The 20,390-nt window shown below is 47.2% G+C and carries 13 protein-coding genes; 9 read left to right on the forward strand and 4 right to left on the reverse strand.

Features of this window, described 5'->3' with window-relative positions; genetic code table 11:
• Position 1 precedes the first annotated feature (1 nt).
• From ligA to smc, 3 genes are read right to left on the reverse strand one after another with little or no spacing between them, the layout of a single operon-like run.
• Positions 2–2,116 (reverse strand): NAD-dependent DNA ligase LigA, encoded by a 2,115-nt coding sequence (ligA, locus tag RGU72_RS08330; RefSeq protein ID WP_322119285.1) that lies wholly within the window; start codon positions 2,114–2,116, stop codon positions 2–4.
• 42 nt (positions 2,117–2,158) lie between these two features.
• Complete coding sequence (locus tag RGU72_RS08335) at positions 2,159–3,292, reverse strand: cell division protein ZipA C-terminal FtsZ-binding domain-containing protein (protein WP_322119286.1); 1,134 nt, start codon at positions 3,290–3,292, stop codon at positions 2,159–2,161.
• On the reverse strand, positions 3,289–6,813 hold the full coding sequence (smc, locus tag RGU72_RS08340) for a chromosome segregation protein SMC (RefSeq protein ID WP_322119287.1): 3,525 nt from the start codon (positions 6,811–6,813) through the stop codon (positions 3,289–3,291). Before smc ends, RGU72_RS08335 begins: the two co-directional genes overlap by 4 nt.
• 302 nt (positions 6,814–7,115) lie before the next feature.
• Here smc and dapC point away from each other — a divergent pair, with 302 nt between their 5' ends.
• The 9 genes from dapC to RGU72_RS08385 all read left to right on the forward strand — a co-directional run bounded on the left by dapC (position 7,116) and on the right by RGU72_RS08385 (position 16,881).
• Entirely contained in the window at positions 7,116–8,336 is a 1,221-nt protein-coding gene (gene dapC / locus RGU72_RS08345) for a succinyldiaminopimelate transaminase (protein ID WP_322121592.1), read from the forward strand.
• Between the two features lie 207 nt (positions 8,337–8,543).
• The gene (gene dapD, locus RGU72_RS08350) at positions 8,544–9,374 is read left to right on the forward strand and encodes a 2,3,4,5-tetrahydropyridine-2,6-dicarboxylate N-succinyltransferase (protein WP_322119288.1); all 831 of its coding nucleotides are present in this window, start codon (positions 8,544–8,546) and stop codon (positions 9,372–9,374) included.
• A 97-nt stretch (positions 9,375–9,471) separates the two neighbouring features.
• Positions 9,472–10,608 (forward strand): PilT/PilU family type 4a pilus ATPase, encoded by a 1,137-nt coding sequence (locus tag RGU72_RS08355; protein ID WP_322119289.1) that lies wholly within the window; start codon positions 9,472–9,474, stop codon positions 10,606–10,608.
• Between the two features lie 49 nt (positions 10,609–10,657).
• Positions 10,658–11,041 carry an arsenate reductase gene (locus RGU72_RS08360; RefSeq protein WP_322119290.1) on the forward strand — a complete coding sequence of 128 codons (384 nt, stop codon included), beginning with the start codon at positions 10,658–10,660 and terminating at the stop codon, positions 11,039–11,041.
• A 5-nt stretch (positions 11,042–11,046) separates the two neighbouring features.
• Complete coding sequence (gene dapE / locus RGU72_RS08365; protein WP_322119291.1) at positions 11,047–12,174, forward strand: succinyl-diaminopimelate desuccinylase; 1,128 nt, start codon at positions 11,047–11,049, stop codon at positions 12,172–12,174.
• Positions 12,171–13,070 carry a 50S ribosomal protein L3 N(5)-glutamine methyltransferase gene (prmB, locus tag RGU72_RS08370; RefSeq protein WP_322119292.1) on the forward strand — a complete coding sequence of 300 codons (900 nt, stop codon included), beginning with the start codon at positions 12,171–12,173 and terminating at the stop codon, positions 13,068–13,070. Before dapE ends, prmB begins: the two co-directional genes overlap by 4 nt.
• A gap of 164 nt (positions 13,071–13,234) precedes the next feature.
• Entirely contained in the window at positions 13,235–15,226 is a 1,992-nt protein-coding gene (locus tag RGU72_RS08375; protein WP_322119293.1) for an ATP-binding cassette domain-containing protein, read from the forward strand.
• Between the two features lie 642 nt (positions 15,227–15,868).
• The gene (locus tag RGU72_RS08380) at positions 15,869–16,408 is read left to right on the forward strand and encodes a GNAT family protein (RefSeq protein WP_322119294.1); all 540 of its coding nucleotides are present in this window, start codon (positions 15,869–15,871) and stop codon (positions 16,406–16,408) included.
• A 92-nt stretch (positions 16,409–16,500) separates the two neighbouring features.
• Entirely contained in the window at positions 16,501–16,881 is a 381-nt protein-coding gene (locus tag RGU72_RS08385) for a tautomerase family protein (protein ID WP_322119295.1), read from the forward strand.
• A gap of 367 nt (positions 16,882–17,248) precedes the next feature.
• Here RGU72_RS08385 and RGU72_RS08390 read toward each other — a convergent pair whose 3' ends face one another.
• Complete coding sequence (locus tag RGU72_RS08390; protein ID WP_322119296.1) at positions 17,249–19,933, reverse strand: polysaccharide deacetylase family protein; 2,685 nt, start codon at positions 19,931–19,933, stop codon at positions 17,249–17,251.
• Positions 19,934–20,390: the final 457 nt, after the last annotated feature.

A 20,390-nucleotide genomic window follows, 5' to 3' on the forward strand; every position in this document is an offset into this window, starting at 1 on the left:
CTTAATTCCTTGAACAGAGTTGAAGCAATTCCGCTTCGGTCAGTAAAGGGATACCCAATTCCTGCGCTTTTAACAACTTACTACCAGCATCATCTCCGGCAACGACATAACTGGTTTTTTTTGATACCGAACCAGCTACTTTGCCACCCGCACTTTCTATCAAAGCACCTGCCTGATCGCGACTTAGTGTTGGCAAAGTTCCGGTTAACACAAACGTCTGCCCAAGCAAATGTAAAGAGCCGACTTCTTTTTGTGCTGCTTCTGGCCAATGTATTCCAGATGCCCGTAACTGTTGCACTAGCTCGACATTGAGCGGATCAGCAAAAAATAATCTTATCGACTTCGCAACCACGGGGCCTACATCAGACACCGCCAGTAACTGCTCTTCGGTCGCGTCGATTAATGCATCGGCATTACCAAAAGTCGCCGCTAAATCTTTTGCAGTTGATTCACCAACATGACGAATCCCTAATGCATAAATAAAACGGGCAAAACTCGTGGCTTTAGAATTCTCCAGCGCCCCCAGAATGTTCTGCGCGGACTTATCGGCCATTCTATCCAGCGCTACTAAGGACGTTAAACCTAATTTATATAAATCTGCTGCTGTTGTCACTACCTGCTTATCGACCAATTGATCGATTAATTGCTCGCCGACGCCATCAATATTCATAGCCTTGCGTGAAGCAAAGTGGAACAAACCACCTTTTCTTTGAGCAATACATTTTATCCACCCGCCGGAGCATCTGGCAATCGCCTCATCCTCCAGTTTAACAATTGTTGACCCGCAAACAGGGCATTGTGTCGGCATTACAAATTCTTTAGCGTCAATAGGACGTTTTTCTAAGATGCTCGCGACCACCTCAGGAATGACGTCGCCAGCACGGCGCACCGACACGGTGTCGCCAATACGAATATCTTTGCGACGCACTTCTTCCTCATTATGTAAGGTCGCATTAGTCACGGTGACTCCGCCGACAAATACGGGCGCTAAACGAGCCACTGGAGTAATTGCACCAGTACGCCCGACCTGGACTTCAATATCTAACACGGTGGTTAAAGCTTCTTGTGCCGGAAATTTATGTGCAATCGCAAAGCGTGGCGCACGCGATACAAAGCCTAAAGTATCTTGCTGCGCGAACGAGTTAACTTTGTAGACGACACCGTCAATTTCATATGGCAATTGTGATCGTCGTTGCTGTATCTGCTGGTAAAAATCTAAGAGCCCGTCCGCACCCCGCACGATGGTCTGTTCGTCACAAACAGGAATGCCCATCGATTTATACCATTCCAATAAAGCTCGATGAGAATATAGCTGCAAGCCGGACAAACTTGCACCTTCCAGGGAGCCAATTCCGTAAGCAAAAAATCTGAGGCTACGCTGCGCAGTGATTTTAGAATCTAGCTGACGCAAACTACCCGCGGCCGCGTTACGTGGATTCGCAAATTCTTTAGCCTCGGCTGCACGCTGACGTTGATTGAGTTTTTCAAAATCGCTTTTAAACATCAAAACTTCACCGCGCACATCCAATACCTTAGGTGGTTCTTTTACATTTAAACGTAGAGGAATACTACGAATGGTGCGGATGTTTTCCGTTACGTCTTCACCCGTAAATCCATCACCACGAGTCGCCGCCTGCGTGAATACGCCATCTACATAACGAAGATTAATGGCAAGACCATCAAACTTCAGATCAATTGCGTATTCCACTGCTTGCTGTGTATCCAGACCATCGCTGACACGACGATCAAAAGCACGAATATCCTGCTCCTCAAAACCATTATTCAGGGATAGCATCGGTGTAGCATGCTGGACTTGCGTAAACTCAGGCAAAGGAGCGCCGCCAACGCGTAAAGTCGGTGAATCTGGCGTCCGTAATTCAGGGTATTCTTGTTCTAATGCTTGCAACGCTAAAAATAATTTATCGTATTCACCATCAGGAATAGTTGGCGCATCTAAAACGTAGTAAGCATGTGCATGTCGGGTGATATCTGCCCGCAACTTAGCGGCAAGGATAGCGGGAGTATTCTCTGGCAAGGCTGAGCTAGATGAGGGAGATGAGGGCGATTCAGCTGACGCCGCTTTTGACGGAGAACCGCCAAATAAATCATTTTGCATAAAGTGAATTTAGGGTCTGTTGACTAAGTTAGCTAAAATAAATCAGCTAAATAAACGCTGTGCGCGAGTCGAGCCAGCAGCAATATCCGCTTCCGCCATAGCGGCATAAAACTCACTGACTTGACCTGCAATTTCATCTAGGGCAACTTTAGAAATTGCTTGATTACCGTCGTCGACTACCGTACCACCAAGACGCGTAGATAATGAACGGGCACAGGCAGCCATCGCACCAAAACCGTCGCGCGATGGTGCAACGCAAGGCACATCGAGTAATAAGGTAAGGCGAGCAGTAACCGTTTCGCTGACGCTGACATTGGTGGATAAGGTAAATAAATTGCCGCCATCGCCGTCTGGCATTACAAGGCGACCATCTGGACGTATATCAAACCCTTGTTTTTCTAGCGCAGCAAGTAAAGTACCAACAGCCCATGGCGCGCCGTTGGCCAATACATTGACACTCAATTGTGCGTCGTGCTCAGACACAAACTGATGTAGTTCGCGTGCATTGGACATGACCTGGTTCATATCAGGAATATCTGAATGTGCGTTCAGTCGGTCTGCAATTTCGCGCAGCTTCGTCACAAATTCTGAATACTCTAATTCATTGATAGGCCCGCTACGATTGACCATTTGCACGCCAGCAAATAAGGCGGTATAAATTCCACCATGAGCGATCACATCGCGCACACCATCATGACTTAATCCAATGAAATGTACCGGCTTTTTGCCAACATACTTGAGGCCTTGGATTTCACTCAATAATTTTTCGCCGCGCACTGGCGCATCAAACTCTAAAGGAATGATGCAATCGATCAATTCATCGACGGGCAATTCTTTTTCGGCGGCGCCAAATGATGAAGTAGCTGTGCGATCAGTGATAGCATTTTGCTGTCCAAAATCTGAATTTTCTTCTGCAAAATCAGTATCCAAACTAGGTTCATGGCGCGGCGAGTTGAATACATCTTCTTTGTATGTCTCTTCTTTAAAACGAGGTTCTGCCAATTTATCTGGATATTCCGGATAGGCATCCCGGTTCATCAGGACGTCATCGTGTCCTGCACCAAATGCCTGATCAACACTTTTCTTCGCTTTATATTCTTGCCATTTATTGTATGCAACGATGCCCACTAAAAAGGCACCACCGGCTCCGAGTAAAACAATTTGTAGATCTGTCATGCTGCTTGCGCCTCAGATGCGAAATGTGCGGCGGACTCCATATCCACCGCAACGATACGAGAAACTCCCTGCTCTTGCATGGTGACGCCTATCAGTTGCTGCGCCATTTCCATCGCAATTTTATTATGGGAGATGAACAAAAACTGTGTGTTAGCGGACATACGTTTCACCATGTTACAGAAACGTTCCGTGTTTGAATCATCAAGCGGTGCGTCAACCTCATCCAACAAGCAAAACGGTGCCGGATTTAACTGGAACATCGAGAATACTAATGCCGTTGCAGTCAGCGCTTTTTCACCACCGGACAATAAGTGAATTGTGGCGTTTTTCTTACCTGGTGGCTGTGCCATCACCTGCACACCCGAATCCAGAATTTCATCGCCAGTCATAATCAATTTCGCTTGTCCACCGCCAAATAAAATCGGGAATAATTCGGCAAAATGGAGATTCACTTTATTGAATGTATCTTGCAAAAGATCACGCGTTTCAATATCGATTTTATGAATAGCATCTTGCAAGGTCGTAATAGCTTCGTTCAAATCGGCATATTGCGCATCCAGGAAAGTTTTGCGCTCAGTCGCTTGCGCCAACTCATCTAACGCTGCCATATTCACGGCGCCCAATGCAGCGATCGCGTTTGTCAATCTGGTGACTTCACCTTGTAGATACGATGGTTTCATATCGTCATGCAATTTTTGTGAAAGAGCTTGTTCATCTACGTCAAAATTACGCAATTGTTCTGCGAATTGCTCTTGATTTAAACGCGCTGCCTGTTCTTTGAGTTGCAACTCCACGATTCTGTCGCGTTGTGGTTGCAGGCTGCGCTCTACCTGCATTTTGCTCTCTTCTACCTGACGTAATTTTTGCGTCAGTTGATCAAGCTCGTGACGCGCATCCGATAGCGCGCGCTCTTGGTCGCTCCGTTTTTCCAACAAAGACTGCAAACCAGCTTGGGCAGTCTGGTCATCCATTTCCTCTAACTCAAGATGACCTTGCTGCATATTTGCAAATAGCTGGGCAGATTGCTCTACGGCCGTGGCAATACTGCGACGCAACTCCTCCATTTTATTACGATGGGTTTTTTCTGAGAACGCACTTTCTTGTGCAGCTAATTCTAAATCACGTAAGCGGTGGCGAGCGTCCGTTAAATGCTGTTCTTTTTCGAGATAATTGGTCTGAGCTTGCTCATGATTTTCTTGCAGTTCGGCGAGATCAATATCTAGCATCTCAAACTTCTCTTCGGATTCAATTTTCGCTTGTTGCTGTTCGCTTTCTTGTGCCGCGATTTCTGTCAGGTCGCTCATGATTTGCGTACTACGCTGATTAAAACGCGCTTGCACTTCTGACAGCTTCATAAATTCGATTTGCAAGCTATGCACCGTCTGGGTCAGGCTAGTGACCCGCTGGCGCAACTCTTGCAAGCTTTGTGCCGCTTGCGTGTAAGCAGATTCCGCCCGCACCGTGCGCGTTTTGGATTCATCTGCCAGCATTTGTTGAGCACGAGATTGCTTGCTAATATTATCGATTTCTTGCTGACGCGCCAGCACACCATCTTGTTCAGAATCCGCTGCATAAAACCGTACGCTAGTCTTGCTAATGACATGGCCTTGCTTGGTGATAAAGCACGCACCTAATGGCAATTTATCCCGGTTTTGGAACGCACTGGCAACATCATCAGACGCATACACTTGATGTAACCAGTCCTGCAATAAGCCGCGTACGCCAGCATCATTTAGTTGAAGCAAAGATAGCAAAGGCTGCAAACCAGCAACTGACTCGGTTGTTGGCGTATTCACCTGCGGAGAATACAAAGCAAGCTTCGCTGGCGGAGCATCATTAAAGAATGCTTTAGCCCAATCAAGATTGGACATTTCCAACGCTGAGGTCCGCTCACGTAACACAGCCTCGAGCGCAGTTTCCCAACCTTGTTGAATGTGTAGTTTTTGCCAGAGCTTTGGCAAACCGCTGAGTTCATGCTTTTCCAACCAAGGTTGTACTTTGCCCTGACTCAAAACCTTCTCTTGCAACTGTTTCAGCGCTTGCAGCCTCGCATCTAATTGTGCTGAAGCGGCGGCATCTTGGTTGACTTGTTGTTGCGCCGCGCGACGTTCTTCCTCAATAATTGGCAAGCGCTCTTGTGCTTCTTCCAACTGCATGGACGACTCTTCTAGTACTTGTTTTTTCTCTTCCAATTGCAAGGACAGATTTTCCAGATGCACGTTATCTGGAATTGCCAAGCCTTGTTTTTCTTGCTGCAAACGTTCTTTACGGGTAGCCAGTGTGTTCAGAATATTCGAGGCATTGCGCTGATGTGCCGATTCCAGCTCGATCTGCTGTTGCAACTGCATGATCTTGGCACGCGACTCTGTGGTTTTGAGTTGCGCCTCACGCCAGACTTGTTCTAACGCTGGGATTTTATCGTTCTGCTGCTGGGCGATTTCTTGCGCCTGCTCAGAACGTTCACCGAGTTCTTCCACATGAATTTCGGCCTCAGCCAGATCATCTTGAAATTGTTGCCCCTGACGTTGCCATTGATCACGCTGTGCCGTCAAAGAATTGAGCTGGCTCTGTAAACGGCTGCGCGATTCAATGACAAACTTGATCTGCGCTTCCAGGCTACCAATCTCAGCATTGGTATGGTACAAGTGTCCTTGTGCCTGATGCATTTTGTCGCCAACCGCATAATGCGCCTGACGCATTTGCTCTAGCTCTAATTCAACATGGCGTAACTTGGCGGTTTGTTCTTCTAAATCTATCTGGGTTTTTTCTATTTCTGCGAAATAGCGAGTTTGCTCATTTGCCGCTTCATTTTTACGCAATAACCAGAGCAGTTTTTGCTTCTCTTCCTGGTCGCCTTGCAACTCATTGTATTTATTGGCGACAACTGCCTGGGCTTCGAGTTTTTCTAAATTAGCGTTTAACTCGCGCAGAATGTCCTCTACACGCACTAGATTTTCATGAGTGTCATGAATGCGATTCTCGGTTTCGCGACGCCGCTCTTTGTAGCGAGATACGCCAGCCGCTTCTTCTAAAAATATCCTTAACTCTTCAGGTCGCGCCTCAATAATCCGCGAGATCATGCCTTGGCCAATAATCGCGTAAGCGCGTGGCCCTAAGCCAGTACCCATAAAGATGTCTTGGATATCGCGGCGACGAACTGGCTGACCGTTAATGTAATAAGTTGATGTGCCGTCGCGCGTTAGCGTGCGTTTAACGGCGATCTCTGCATATTGACTCCACTGACCGGCTGCTTTACCCAGACTATTATCGAAAACCAATTCAACAGAAGAGCGACCAGCAGGTTTGCGGTGGGTAGATCCGTTAAAAATAACGTCTTGCATCGACTCACCACGGAGCTCGGAAGCTTTTGACTCCCCCAAAACCCAGCGTACGGCATCGATGATATTAGATTTACCACAGCCATTGGGACCGACCACGCCTACGAGCTGGCCTGGAACCTGAAAGTTGGTCGGATCGACAAAAGATTTGAATCCCGACAATTTAATGGAAGTTAAACGCACGTTATAAAATTTTACTGTCTTTAATGTTCAAATTCCGCCTGAAAACTCATATCCAATTTGCATTTACAAACAAAAATTGAATCGATTTTTTCCAGTCCCATGTTTTACACATTACTTTTTCAATCATCATAACATTTTGAAGGTGTGAAATTCCGTTTTTGATGATGCCCAACTAAGGCGTTCCCTATGCCGCAACGCAACGTGGAAGGCTATAATATGGCGTTATTCTTTAGTTTTTCTAGCAAAAGATGATGAAAACATCATTTTTAGATCGCAATTCCACCACTACTCGTGAATTTACAGTGAATCCTTTCCTGCAAAAACTTCAACCTTACCCTTTTGAAAAGCTAAAACTTCTGTTCGCGGATGTCAAACCAAATCCAGCCTACAAAGCAATCAGCTTAGGTATTGGTGAGCCTAAGCATCCGACACCAGCATTTATCCGTCAGGCCGTGACAGATCATTTAGACGGCCTAAGCGCATATCCGTCGACTGCGGGTTCGGATGCATTAAGAATGTCGATTGCAAATTGGCTGGCACGTCGTTATGCAATACCTGCTTTGGATGCTGCCACTCAGATTTTGCCGGTAAATGGTTCACGCGAGGCGCTTTTTGCTTTAGCGCAAACAGTCATCGATCCCAGCGATAACCAGTACGGCAAACCTATCGTTCTGTGCCCCAATCCGTTTTACCAAATTTATGAAGGCGCAGCATACTTGGCCGGTGCTGAACCTTATTTTGCCAACGCTGATCCTGAACGCAATTTCGCTCCCGACTATAAAAGTATTCCAGACGATATCTGGAAACGGGTGCAATTACTGTACATCTGCTCCCCCGGTAACCCGACTGGTGCCGTGTTGACACTAGCAGACTGGAAAGAATTATTCGATTTATCAGACAAATACGGTTTTGTGATTGCCGCAGACGAATGCTATTCCGAAATTTACTTTAAGCCAGAGGCACCGCTAGGCAGCTTACAAGCAGCGCATGCTTTAGGCAGAAATGACTACCGAGGCTTAATCACCTTATCCAGTTTATCTAAACGCTCTAATGTGCCTGGCATGCGCTCTGGATTTGTCGCTGGTGATGCAAGTATTATCAAAAACTTTCTGCTATACCGTACTTATCACGGCAGCGCGATGAGCCCTAGCATACAGTCGGCATCGATTCTGGCCTGGAATGATGAATTACACGTACAAGAAAATCGAGAGAAATACCGTCAAAAATTTGCGCAAGTCACACCACTTTTACAAGAAGTTCTGGACGTGAATTTGCCTGATGCTGCCTTCTATCTGTGGGCTAGGGTCGATAAGCTGTTATCCATTTCAGATACAGACTTCGCTAAGCGCTTATACCAAGAATATAATGTGACTGTGCTACCTGGCAGCTATTTAGCAAGGGATGCACATGGTAGCAATCCGGGACAAAACCGTATTCGCATGGCGCTGGTAGCCGAGGTCGAAGAATGTATGGAAGCAGCACAACGTATTGTCGCTTTCACCAAAAAACTTGCCGGTCTTTGATTTACTGAACTGATTAATCGAATTAACTACTAAAAGGACTTACGAAAAATTGTCCCAACAAGGCGTAGCGACGACGACAGTACTTTAAATACAGCTATGGGGCGATTTTGCATAAGTCCTAACTAAAATATCGGTTCTTATTTTGATCTTTTAATTGAATCAACGACCTACCTATTCACTCTCTTTTATAAAAACTGAAAAAATAATATGACTCAACAATTACAGCAAATCATTGACCAGGCTTGGGAAGATCGCGCCAGTTTTTCACCTAAATCGGCACCTGCAGAATTACGCGAAGCCGTTGCCCATGTTTTATCCCAGCTTGATGCTGGAACACTGAGGGTCGCTGACAAAATCAGCGTCGGTAACTGGCAAGTTAATCAATGGATTAAAAAAGCGGTCTTGCTGTCCTTCCGCCTGGAAGACAACATCGTGATGCCATCCGGCGATAACATGCAGTTCTACGACAAAGTACCGACTAAGTTTGCTGACTACACCGCAGAAGATTTTGCTAAAGGCGGTTTCCGCGTGGTACCACCTGCCGTTGCACGTCGCGGCAGTTTTATTGGTAAAAATGTTGTATTAATGCCGTCCTACGTCAACATCGGTGCGTATGTCGATGAGGGCGCGATGGTGGACACCTGGGCAACCGTCGGCTCCTGCGCGCAAATCGGTAAAAACGTACATTTATCAGGCGGCGTAGGAATTGGTGGCGTTTTAGAGCCAATGCAAGCTAATCCAACCATCATTGAAGACAATTGCTTTATCGGTGCCCGTTCTGAAGTCGTAGAAGGCGTCATCGTTGAAGAAAACTCCGTGATTTCCATGGGTGTTTATATTGGCCAATCAACCAAAATCTACGATCGCGCCACAGGTGAAGTCAGCTATGGTCGCATTCCTTCTGGTTCTGTTGTAGTCTCTGGAAACCTGCCCTCTGCAGATGGCAAATACAGCTTGTATTGTGCAGTGATCGTCAAACGTGTTGATGCGCAAACGCGCTCCAAAACTAGTATTAACGAGTTGCTGCGCGGCGTTTAATTTTTCGTTTAGATCCTTGTTTCGGTGTGCCTCTGTAAAAAGAAATACATCGACTTTTTAAGTTTTTACTCTTTTCCTTTTTGTATAGGGGCACACCATGGCAATGGATCGCTTATTCCAGTTGATGAAAGAAAAACATGCGTCAGACATGTTTCTCGCCATGAACTCGCCTATCCATCTCAAGATTAATGGCAATCTTCTGCCGATTAACCAGCAAAAGATGGATCAGGCGAATATTCTGTCGCTGCTTAATGAAGTGGTATCGCCAGAGCACATGGCACAACTGGAACGAGAGAATGAACTTAATATCGGTATCGGCGCGCCGGGTATCGGTCGTTTCCGCCTGTCTGCTTTCCGTCAGCGCGGCACAGTATCAGCGGTACTGCGTTTTGTACCGGGAAATATCCCTGCATTAAATACGCTGCACTTACCGCTGGTCTTGTCCGAACTGATTATGGAAAAGCGTGGTTTGATCCTGGTCGTGGGTGCCACCGGTTCGGGAAAATCCACCACCATTGCTTCTATGTTGGATCATCGTAATGAAATCAGAACTGGTCATATTCTGACCTTAGAAGATCCGATTGAATATCTGTTTAAAAGTAAAAAATCCATCGTCAATCAGCGCGAAATTGGCACTGACTCAGACAGTTTGAAAACCGCCTTAAAAAATTCTCTACGTCAGGCACCGGATTGTATTTTGATCGGTGAGATTCGTGATCTTGAAACCATGCTGGCAGCGATTGCTTATGCCCAATCAGGTCATCTGGTATTGGCGACGCTGCATGCCAATAATAGTTATCAGGCACTGAATCGTATTATCAGCTTCTTCCCGATGGAAAATCGAAACGCACTGTTATTAGATTTGTCTTCTTCAGTACGCGCCATTGTGTCGCAGCGCCTGATACGTGCTGTCGATGGAGGTCGTTGCCCGGCAGTAGAAATTATGCTCAATACGCGCTATGTAGCAGAGTTGATCGAGCAAGGCGATATTTTCCAGATTAAAGAAGCGATTGAGAAAAGTTTATCGCCAGGCTCCCAGACGTTTGAACGTGCGTTAATGCACCTGATTAAAGAAGGTCTGATCAGTCAGGAAGAAGGTTTGGCCAATGCCGATTCTGCTAATAACTTATTGTGGTTGCTCAATAACGAAGCCGGACCAAGTCCAACCGCGCCAGAGCCAGAACCAGAACAAAAAGAAGAAGCGTCTTTCACCGAATTTACACTGAACGTATAAACAAATTCATAGCCAAGTTTATACAAAGAAATAATAGAAAAATTAGAACATGCAATCACTCGTTTTATATGGCATCCCGAATTGCGATACCGTCAAAAAGGCACGCGCCTGGTTGCAGGAGTACGCTCTTAGTTACAATTTTACTTTCGATTTCCATGATTTTAAAAAACAGGGACTAGAGCGCGCAACTGTTGAAGGCTGGCTTCAGCACACCAGTCTTGACGTACTAATCAATCGCAAAGGCACAACCTGGCGCGCGCTCACAGATGAGCAAAAAGCCTCGGTCAGCGATATCGATGCAGCGATTGCACTGATGATTGCATCGCCCTCCATCATTAAACGTCCTGTGTTGCGAATACCATCCTCCAGCGCCAAAGTCACGCATATCGAAGTCGGATTTTCGGCCCAACAATACCAACCTCTTTTCAAATAATCGCCATGAGTAAAACACTTGCGCTGACAGAAAAACTGATCGCGCTCTCTTCTGTCACACCAGAAGACAAAGGCTGCCAGGATGAACTGATCTCTTTGCTGACACCTCTTGGTTTTCAGTGCGAGACAATACAGTCCGGTGATGTCACCAACCTTTGGGCGCGTAAAGGCACTGCACAACCCTTATTGGTATTCGCCGGTCATACCGACGTCGTACCAACCGGGCCAGTTGATCAATGGCAGTCGTTACCATTTACGCCTACCCACAGAGATGGCAAGTTATATGGCCGTGGCGCAGCGGATATGAAAACCTCGATTGCCGCATTTGTAGTCGCTTGCGAGGAATTTATTGAAGCCCATCCAGATCACAAAGGCTCCATCGCTTTCCTGATCACCAGCGACGAAGAAGGTCCGGCAACCGACGGTACCGTTGTCGTTTGTGAACAACTCAAAGCCCGTGGTGAGCAACTGGATTATTGCATCGTTGGCGAACCAACCTCAGTTGATCTGTTGGGTGACACCATTAAAAACGGCAGACGCGGCACGATGTCCGGCAAGCTCACTATTAAAGGGGTGCAAGGTCATATCGCCTATCCGCAACTGGCAAAAAATCCCATTCACCTGGTTGCCCCTGCGCTGGCAGAGATGGTGGCAGAGGTATGGGATGCAGGTAACGAGTATTACCTGCCAACTTCATGGCAAATGTCGAATATTCACTCCGGTACTGGTGCCTCCAACGTCATCCCTGGCACCGCCGTCATTGATTTCAATTTCCGTTTTTCTACCGCCAGTACAGCAGAAGGTTTGCAACAACGCGTGCATGCCATCCTCGACAAAAACGGTATGGACTACGATTTAAAATGGACGATCGGCGGTCATCCCTTCCTCACGCCAAAAGGTGAGTTAAGTGATGCACTCGGTGCCGCGATTCAATCTGAAACCGGCCTGACGACAGAATTGTCCACCACTGGCGGCACCTCCGACGGACGCTTTATCGCCAAAATTTGTCCGCAAGTGGTTGAGTTTGGTCCGCCCAATGCCAGTATCCACAAGATTGATGAACACATCGAAGTCCGCTTTATCGATCCACTCAAAAACATTTATCGCCGCACCTTAGAAAACCTGCTGACATGAGCAAACTACCCTCTACTTTATTTTTAACTTTGCGTGATTTGTTACGCTATGCGGTGACTCGCTTCAATACGGAAAAATTATTTTTCGGTCACGGCAGTGCTAACGCGCTAGATGAAGCCGCCTATCTGCTGCTGCATACGCTCAAATTACCGATTGATAAAATTGATCCGTTTCTGGATGCGCGTTTGCTACCAGAGGAGGTCGAAGCCTGTCTGACTGTAATTCATCGTCGCTCGACCGATCGCGTGCCGGCGTCTTACATCACCAATGAAGCTTGGCTAGGCACGTATAATTTTTACGTCGATGAGCGCGTCATCGTACCGCGTTCATTCATCGCAGAACTGATCCCTGAGCATTTTTCACCATGGGTGCAAGAGCCGGACACAATCACGCAAATTTTGGAACTTTGTACCGGCTCTGGCTGTTTGCCCATCATGCTGGCTGACGCCTTTCCGGATGCGCAAGTTGATGCCGTCGATATTTCTAAAGACGCGTTGGCAGTCGCCCAACGCAATGTAGATACTTACGAACTACAGGACCGCATTACCCTGATTGAGTCAGACCTATACACCAATGTGCCAGACAAAAAATACGACCTGATTATTACCAATCCGCCGTATGTTAATTCCGGCTCTATGAGTAAACTGCCACAAGAATATTTGCATGAGCCACAAATCGCCCTGGCTGGTGGTGAGGACGGTATGGATCTGGTGCGTAAAATCGTCGCAGGCGCAGGCAAACGTCTGACCAAAAACGGCATCCTGATGGTAGAAATCGGCAATGAACGAGCCTTTGCAGAGCAAGCATTTGCTGACCTCGATCTGACCTGGCTATCTACCAGCGCGGGTGACGACATGGTATTTCTCATCAACGCCAGTCAGCTAAATAATGAATAAGCATTGAATAAGTAGTGAATAAGCAGCTAATATCGCACTGCCAAAAATAAGATACTCACTATAAGTATCAACATTAAAATGAAGATCGTCCAGATAATACTTGGGCGATCAACACTTAGAATCACATACTCCCCGTTTTTTGAAATTTTAGAAATAAGTAAATAATGATACGTCTTCAACAAGTCATCCTGGCGCGCGGCACCAAACCTCTATTCGATAGCGTCGATGTCACGCTCAATCCCGGCGACAAGATAGGCTTGATCGGTTCTAATGGCGCGGGCAAATCCAGCCTGTTCGCCATGTTGCGCGGAGAGCTGCATCCAGATCAAGGCAGCATCGAATTTCCCGCCAAATGGCAACTCGCCCACGTCGCACAAGAAACACCCGCACTGGAACGCAGCGCCATTGATTATGCGATTGATGGTGACACCACCTTACGCAAACTAGAAGCACAATTAGCCGCGCTGGAAGCACAACCCGAGAGCGCAGAAAACGGCCTCGCCATTGGCGAAATGTACGGTGCACTGGCCGATGCTGATGCCTATACCGTGCGCTCACGCGGCGAACAATTATTGCTGGGTCTCGGTTTTACGCTGGCACAAATGGAACAATCCGTTGCCAGCTTCTCCGGTGGCTGGCGCATGCGTTTAAATCTGGCGCAAGCCCTGATGTGCAAATCCGATTTATTGTTGCTCGATGAACCCACCAACCATTTGGATCTGGACGCGATTATTTGGCTGGAAGAATGGCTAAAACGCTACGCAGGCACCCTGCTCATCATTTCGCATGACCGCGACTTTCTGGACGTCGTTGTCAACGTCGTCGTGCACATTGATGAGCGCAAACTCAAGCGCTATTCAGGCAACTATTCCGCGTTTGAACGGCAGCGCGCCGCCCAGTTAATCCTGGCACAAGGTACCTTAGAAAAACAAACCCGCAAACGCGATCACCTGCAATCTTTTATTGATCGTTTCGCCGCCAAGGCCAGTAAAGCCAAACAAGCGCAAAGCCGCATTAAAGCATTGGCTAAGATGGAAGAACTCGCGCCGCTGCGGGCTGCGGCTGAATTCAAATTCCAATTCCGCGAACCACTCAGCGCGCCAAATCCTATGTTGGTCATGGAAGACGTCAACTGCGGCTACCGGGTTGAATCAAAAACTGATCACAGTTTCACTGAAAAAACCATCGTCTCCGACGTCAAATTCTCGCTACAAATCGGCCAGCGAATCGGCTTATTAGGCGTCAACGGTGCAGGTAAGTCTACTCTGATCAAAACCATCGTCGGCGACATCGCGCCTTTGTGCGGCGATATGCAAACAGGCAAAGGCTTAGAGATCGGCTACTTCGCCCAGCATCAGGTAGAAATGTTACGCCACGACGAATCACCACTCTGGCATCTCGCCCACATCGCACCCAATGTACGCGAGCAAGAATTACGTAATTTCCTCGGTGGCTTCAATTTCCCCGGCAACATGGTCACCAGCCCCATCGCACCTTTCTCCGGTGGCGAAAAAGCCCGCCTCGCATTAGCCATGATCGTCTGGCAGCGCCCTAACCTGCTGCTGCTCGATGAACCAACCAACCATCTGGACTTGGAAACCCGCGAAGCACTGACCGAAGCGCTCGCCCAGTTTGAAGGTACGCTGATCGTCGTCTCACATGACCGCCACTTATTACGCGCCACTACCGACCAATTCATCATCGTCGCCGATGGAAAATTGTTACCGTTTGATGGCGATCTGGACGACTATAAAGACTGGCTATTCAAAAATAAATTAGCCAAAGAAGCCGCCCCAAGTTTGCCAGCCAAAACTAAAGAAAAGCAAGACAGTTTGCCACTGGCAAAACCGATCCCGGTAGAAGATCAGGTCGAAGATAAAGAAAAAAAACGCAGAGACGCAGAGCAAAGACAAAAGCTCGCCACACAACGCAAACCGATCGAATCAAAGATCAAACGCCTGGAAGAGCAAATGGCCAAGCTCAACGCCAAGAAACAAGATATCTCAGCCCAGCTTGAAGGTAGCGATATCTATAGCGATGCCAATAAAGAGAAACTAAAAGGTCTCTTACTAGATCAGGCGTATCTAGTAAAAGAGCTAGAACAAACCGAGGCGGACTGGCTGGAGCAGCAGGAATTTTTGGAGGCTGTGTCGTAAAGAAATTAGCTTCATTAAGTCAACCTGGTAGGTGCGATTAGCGCAACGTAATCGAACGCACATCATTGCTCACCTGACACCTCCATCAGTAAAAATATACAACAGCAATTAGACACGAATCAGGTATTCGTTGATGTGATTGGAGTATTCAACCCAGATTTTCCATTGGAACAGCGACAAGTGTGCCTTTGGCGGACTGACTGGCTAGACGCGACGACGACGCAAGCTGCATCTTGCTAGGAGGAGCAACAACGCCAGGCAGTTCGCCAAAGGTGCAATTGTCGCTGTAGCGTTCCCACTTATCCCTCTGAAGACCGCACGCCGTCTGCGTTTTTTGCGAAGTGGTAGCGGTCTAATGGAAAATCTGGGTTCAACATGCGTACGATTACGCTGCGCTAATCGTACCTACTTGGGATATTTTCTGCGCGAAATAGCAAGCTATCAGAACGTGATAACCGGCACAATAAAAAAACATCATTAACATACTCCCACCCAGTAAATTTAATTGTCCATATAATCAAATGGCAATAAGGCATATTTAGATAAAATAAGGGGGAGTATATTAAAATTACCCTATTTGACGCGATCATTTGACATTGCATTTTTGTACAGCACAACCTACCCCACTTTTAATCCAATTCCATGACAGTCATCATCCAACCCGCTCGCATTGCAGATGCTGACGCCGTTCTTGCATTTGAATTGCAGAACCGCGACTACTTTGAGCAATGGGTGCACAGTCGCACCGACGCCTATTATGATCTGGCACAGGTGCGGGCTACGTTGCATGCTGCAGAGGTTGAGCGCGAGCAGGATAAGTCGTTTCAATATCTGATCTGGGCGACGGATTCGGGCACTAATCAGCCGCAGTTAGTTGGCAGAATTAATCTCACCAATATTGTCAGAGCACATTACAACAAAGCGACACTCGGCTACCGTATGGCGCAATCGGCGACCGGTAAAGGTATCGCCAGTTGTGCCATCGATTTGTTATTGAAAGAAGCCTTCGGCCCACTCAAACTATGGCGTATTGAGGCGGTCGTCCGTCCAGCGAATATCGGCTCGGCAAAAGTGTTAGAGAAAAATGGGTTTAGCCAATTTGGCCGGTCAATTCGCAGCGTCAAATTGCACGGTGAATGGCAGGATTTACTGCACTTTGAACGACGCGCAGAATCATCATGAGTTGCCTGAACAGTTTTCGCACCTAAGTTTGTCGCTCCAAAGCAAATTTGAACTTACGGGTATAGTGATCTTTTTTCATGAGAGGAAAGATCATGCCTTTAGTCACCATTACTGTCCGCAAGCCAAAATCGAGTGAATTCAAATCCGGCGTTTTAGATTCCGTTCATGCTGCGCTGGTGGCATCTGGCGTGCCCGTGACTGACAAGTTCCATCGTGTATTGGAATTGGATGCGGATGATTTTCGCTTTGATAGCACGTACCCAGATCTGACATCTCCCCGCACTGATGATTTTGTCTTCATTGAAATTCTGTGGTCGGTCGGGCGCAGTGTGAAAATCAAGAAAAAATTACTCGACGATTTGATACAACGACTGACTGCGCTGGATCACAATCCGGAAAACGTGATGGTCTGTTTTAAAGAAACTACCTGGGAGAATTGGTCTTTTGGCGGTGGTCGTTTGATCCATACCTGATCTGATTTTTGGTTGAAGAAACAGGATTTACATTGCAGCGACAAGAAAATAGGTAGGGTGCGCCATGCGCACCGATAAACTTGAGCTGCTAGATTTAACGACCAACGGTGCGCATGGCGCACCCTACGTGTGTCGAGTTTCCAAATGCTGGTGGTAAATCCGGTGCTGGTGATTTGAGATAAATTGCATTGCCGTTTGCATCTGCCCTCACCCCAGCCTTCTCCCGCTCGCGGGAGAAGGAGTGATGTGTTTGGTTTGCTTACCAATGCGCGGATTGAATTTTATAAGTTCAATTTTGCGGATTTAAGTACGCTGATTTAAGCTCGCTGATTCAACTTTATTGAATCAGCCCCCGCTTCCATCAAGATTAATTCAACTTCTTCAACGCTTCTCTCACATACGCGGCATTGGGACTATTCGGCGATAGCTGCAAGAAGGTGTTGTAGGCGGCTTTTGCCTTTTCGTTGTCATTCAGCCTTGCTCTTGCATCGCCAAGATTGAGATAGGCGATGGCTCTCGAAGGATCGATTTGCAAAGTATTTTCAAACCAGCGTGCCGCCTCGGCAAACTTCTCTTGTTTAAAGTAAACGAAACCCAGGTTATTCGCAGCCAAACCAAAGTCAGGTCGGTACTTGAGCGCCTCTGTGAAGGCCGCCTCTGCCTGCGCGTATTGTTTTTCCCGATAAAGTTGCAAGCCCTGATCATTGGCACGTTGCGCTAGCTGCCGCGATGACGCGTCAACCGGTTTAGGCGCAGCGATTTTTTGCTCGCCGCCATTCAGATTTTTAATCACGATTGGTGCGTCTGTACCGACCTTGTTACGGGCGCCATCAATCTTGCTGTTGAGTGCGATCGCATCTGCGGATAACTGGTCTGTCTTGGCGTTTAAGAACTCGGATTCGCTCCGCACTTCAAATACAAATTCACCGCCCTCTGATCCTGGCAGGCTGCCAAATGCGGGAGTCTGTTGCGATACACTAGACACTGCAGGTGCGATGTAAGCTGCTAGCTCGGTCGCTGTGATCATGCCGTCACCATTAAGATCCGCTTTGCCAGAAAGGGCTTGTAGCAGCGTCCAGGTGAAGACCGAATGGCCGTTTGGCCCGCCATCAGCGACTAACTGATCCGCGCCACCGGCAGTCAGCATCTGACGACCCAGCCGCTTGGCATTCTCACGCAAGAAACTGCTGGTGCCGCCACCGCGGGTTAAGCCAAGGCCGCTGTAACAGGCGTCCATCACAAACAGGATGTGCTTGGCATTCAGGCTCTCGGCGATGTTCTGCAAATCCGTCATCGGGATCGCATCGACGGAGATTTGTTCAGGATCGGAATCAACAGGAATGATGTAGCCCAAATTGCGACCGGAACTCAGTTTGCGGGTAGCACCGTGGCCGGCAAAAAATACAAAAACACGGTCATCTTTTTTCAGTTGTCCATGACCTAGCTTGTCATGAAATACGCTCAGGATATTGTTTCTGGTGGCGTCGGCATTGGTCAGGGTAATGACTTTGTCGCTGGAAAATCCCAGACGGCCAATCAGCATGTCACGAATCGAATTCGCATCTTGTACCGCGTACTGCAACTTGGGCCACTTAGCATAATCATTGATTCCGATGACGACTGCCCAGCTATTTTGATAATCGGTCGTAATACTAATTTTTTCTACTGGCGCGGTAGTTTCTTTCCCTACCTTAAATTCGCTGCCATTCCATCCAGCAAAGTGATACCCATCGGCGATCAGTTTATCCAACACCAGCGGCAATGCCTTGACGGTACGCTCGTGAATATCATGGAATAAAATAATACCGCGTTGCTCTTTATCGACTGTCGCCAATACACGGTTCGCGATCGAATTGGGGACGGGGTCGGCCCAGTCCAAGGAATCAATATTCCACAACACTGAACGCAAACCAAGGCTGGACAAGATCTGCATGCCTTCCTTATTTTTGGCACCATACGGAAAGCGGAACAAGGACGAGCGCGCGGGATCAATCGCTTTTAATAACTGGTCGGTTTGTGCGATCTCGGCGTGCAAACTATCGCCATTTTCTTTCGAGAGCAAGGCATGGCTAAAGCTGTGATTTCCAATCGCATACCCGGATGCCAATAATTTTTTGCTGATATCCGCATTTTTATTCAGCTTCTCCTTACCTTGCGCATCAACGGTACCAACGTTGCGCCCGACCTGAAAAAATACCGCAGGCACATTGTATTGTTTGAGTATCGCTGCGATCTCGTCGGTATATGTCGCATGTGGACCATCGTCAAACGTCAAGACGATTGTTTTGGCAGGCAAACCAGTCCCAAAAATATCCTTGTCTTTGGCAGCGGCGGGATCAACCGGCTCCGGAATCTCAGGGTAAGGCAAGATCACGCCATAGTCTTTAAGGATCTGCTCACGCGGATAAAGTTTGCGCAGCTTGTTGAGGTAATCATCCCAACGCTCCCGTTTTAGCTCTATCGAGCGGGTTTCAAACCGGGAGAAAATATCTTTTAATTCTTTATCGTATTCTCTTTCTATCTCGTCTAAGGCAGCCAAATCGTCACCGACGCGTTTATGTAATTTGATCGCGGGCAAAGTCTGTTCAGTCGCAATCGCTTTTTGCAGCTTGAGTAAGACTTCGCGGAAAGCGAGGCGATCGGCATCGAACAAACCTTCACCAGACTCGATAAAGTTCAGTATCGTGTCATACGCGGCTTCGCGCTCTGGCGCTTTGAGTTTTTTTAATGAATCTAGATAATCATCGACCGCAACCAGTCGCCCCAGATTTTCATGAAACAAGGCTTGACCAATCCGGTTGGCAGCAGTTTTCTCTTTGGCATTGAGTGATTTTTCATCGCCGAGCAGTACGATCACTTTTCTGTACGCTGCCAGAATATCGCCTAACTCTTTCGGCAACTTGTTTTGCGATGGAGCGATATCAACTAGATCAGCCTTCCCCTGCTCTGGCTTTGTTGCCTTGCTGGTAGAAAAAATATAAGCACCTGATGCGACCAGCGCCGCAACAACGAAGGCGGCAATGGCGAGAATAATTTTGCGAGATTGGCTCATGAAGTAATTACGTGTGTCGGCAAAGTTGGATTGAGTTGCTAAGGCTGTAAGGCTGTAAGGCCGAAAAGCAAAACAAGAATGGTGTAGTTGCAATCAAGCCATATCTTAAGTCAGATCATGATATTTTTGACAAAAATTTGCTTCAATCAATGTGGGCAAGACATCGTGAATAGATTAGAAACAAGTCAATTGATTTGCTGTCTCAGGCATCAGTTCAGCCAAGTTTTAGATATCATTGCCATAGACTAGTATTAAATACTCCCAGCTAGTATAATTTATTGTCCATATAATCATTGGACAATGAGGCATATTTCATAAAAATGATAGGGAGTATATTAAATACTCTTCTTATTCGTGGTATTAAGTGAAAGATGTTTCCGTCACAAAGTATGAGAACCACTCAGTGATTTTTTTCACTCCTGAATTACAACAAAAACCGCATGACTCTTTTCAAAGT

Origin of the sequence: Undibacterium sp. 5I1, assembly GCF_034314085.1 — a bacterium.
Lineage (GTDB): Bacteria > Pseudomonadota > Gammaproteobacteria > Burkholderiales > Burkholderiaceae_D > Undibacterium.

Coding starts and splice junctions, on each gene's coding strand:
- RGU72_RS08360 (WP_322119290.1), top strand. CDS start 10,658: ATGCAATCACTCGTTTTATATGGCATCCCGAATTGCGATACCGTCAAA.
- RGU72_RS08355 (WP_322119289.1), top strand. CDS start 9,472: ATGGCAATGGATCGCTTATTCCAGTTGATGAAAGAAAAACATGCGTCA.
- RGU72_RS08375 (WP_322119293.1), top strand. CDS start 13,235: ATGATACGTCTTCAACAAGTCATCCTGGCGCGCGGCACCAAACCTCTA.
- dapE (WP_322119291.1), top strand. CDS start 11,047: ATGAGTAAAACACTTGCGCTGACAGAAAAACTGATCGCGCTCTCTTCT.
- RGU72_RS08385 (WP_322119295.1), top strand. CDS start 16,501: ATGCCTTTAGTCACCATTACTGTCCGCAAGCCAAAATCGAGTGAATTC.
- RGU72_RS08335 (WP_322119286.1), bottom strand. CDS start 3,292: ATGACAGATCTACAAATTGTTTTACTCGGAGCCGGTGGTGCCTTTTTA.
- ligA (WP_322119285.1), bottom strand. CDS start 2,116: ATGCAAAATGATTTATTTGGCGGTTCTCCGTCAAAAGCGGCGTCAGCT.
- dapD (WP_322119288.1), top strand. CDS start 8,544: ATGACTCAACAATTACAGCAAATCATTGACCAGGCTTGGGAAGATCGC.
- RGU72_RS08390 (WP_322119296.1), bottom strand. CDS start 19,933: ATGAGCCAATCTCGCAAAATTATTCTCGCCATTGCCGCCTTCGTTGTT.
- prmB (WP_322119292.1), top strand. CDS start 12,171: ATGAGCAAACTACCCTCTACTTTATTTTTAACTTTGCGTGATTTGTTA.
- RGU72_RS08380 (WP_322119294.1), top strand. CDS start 15,869: ATGACAGTCATCATCCAACCCGCTCGCATTGCAGATGCTGACGCCGTT.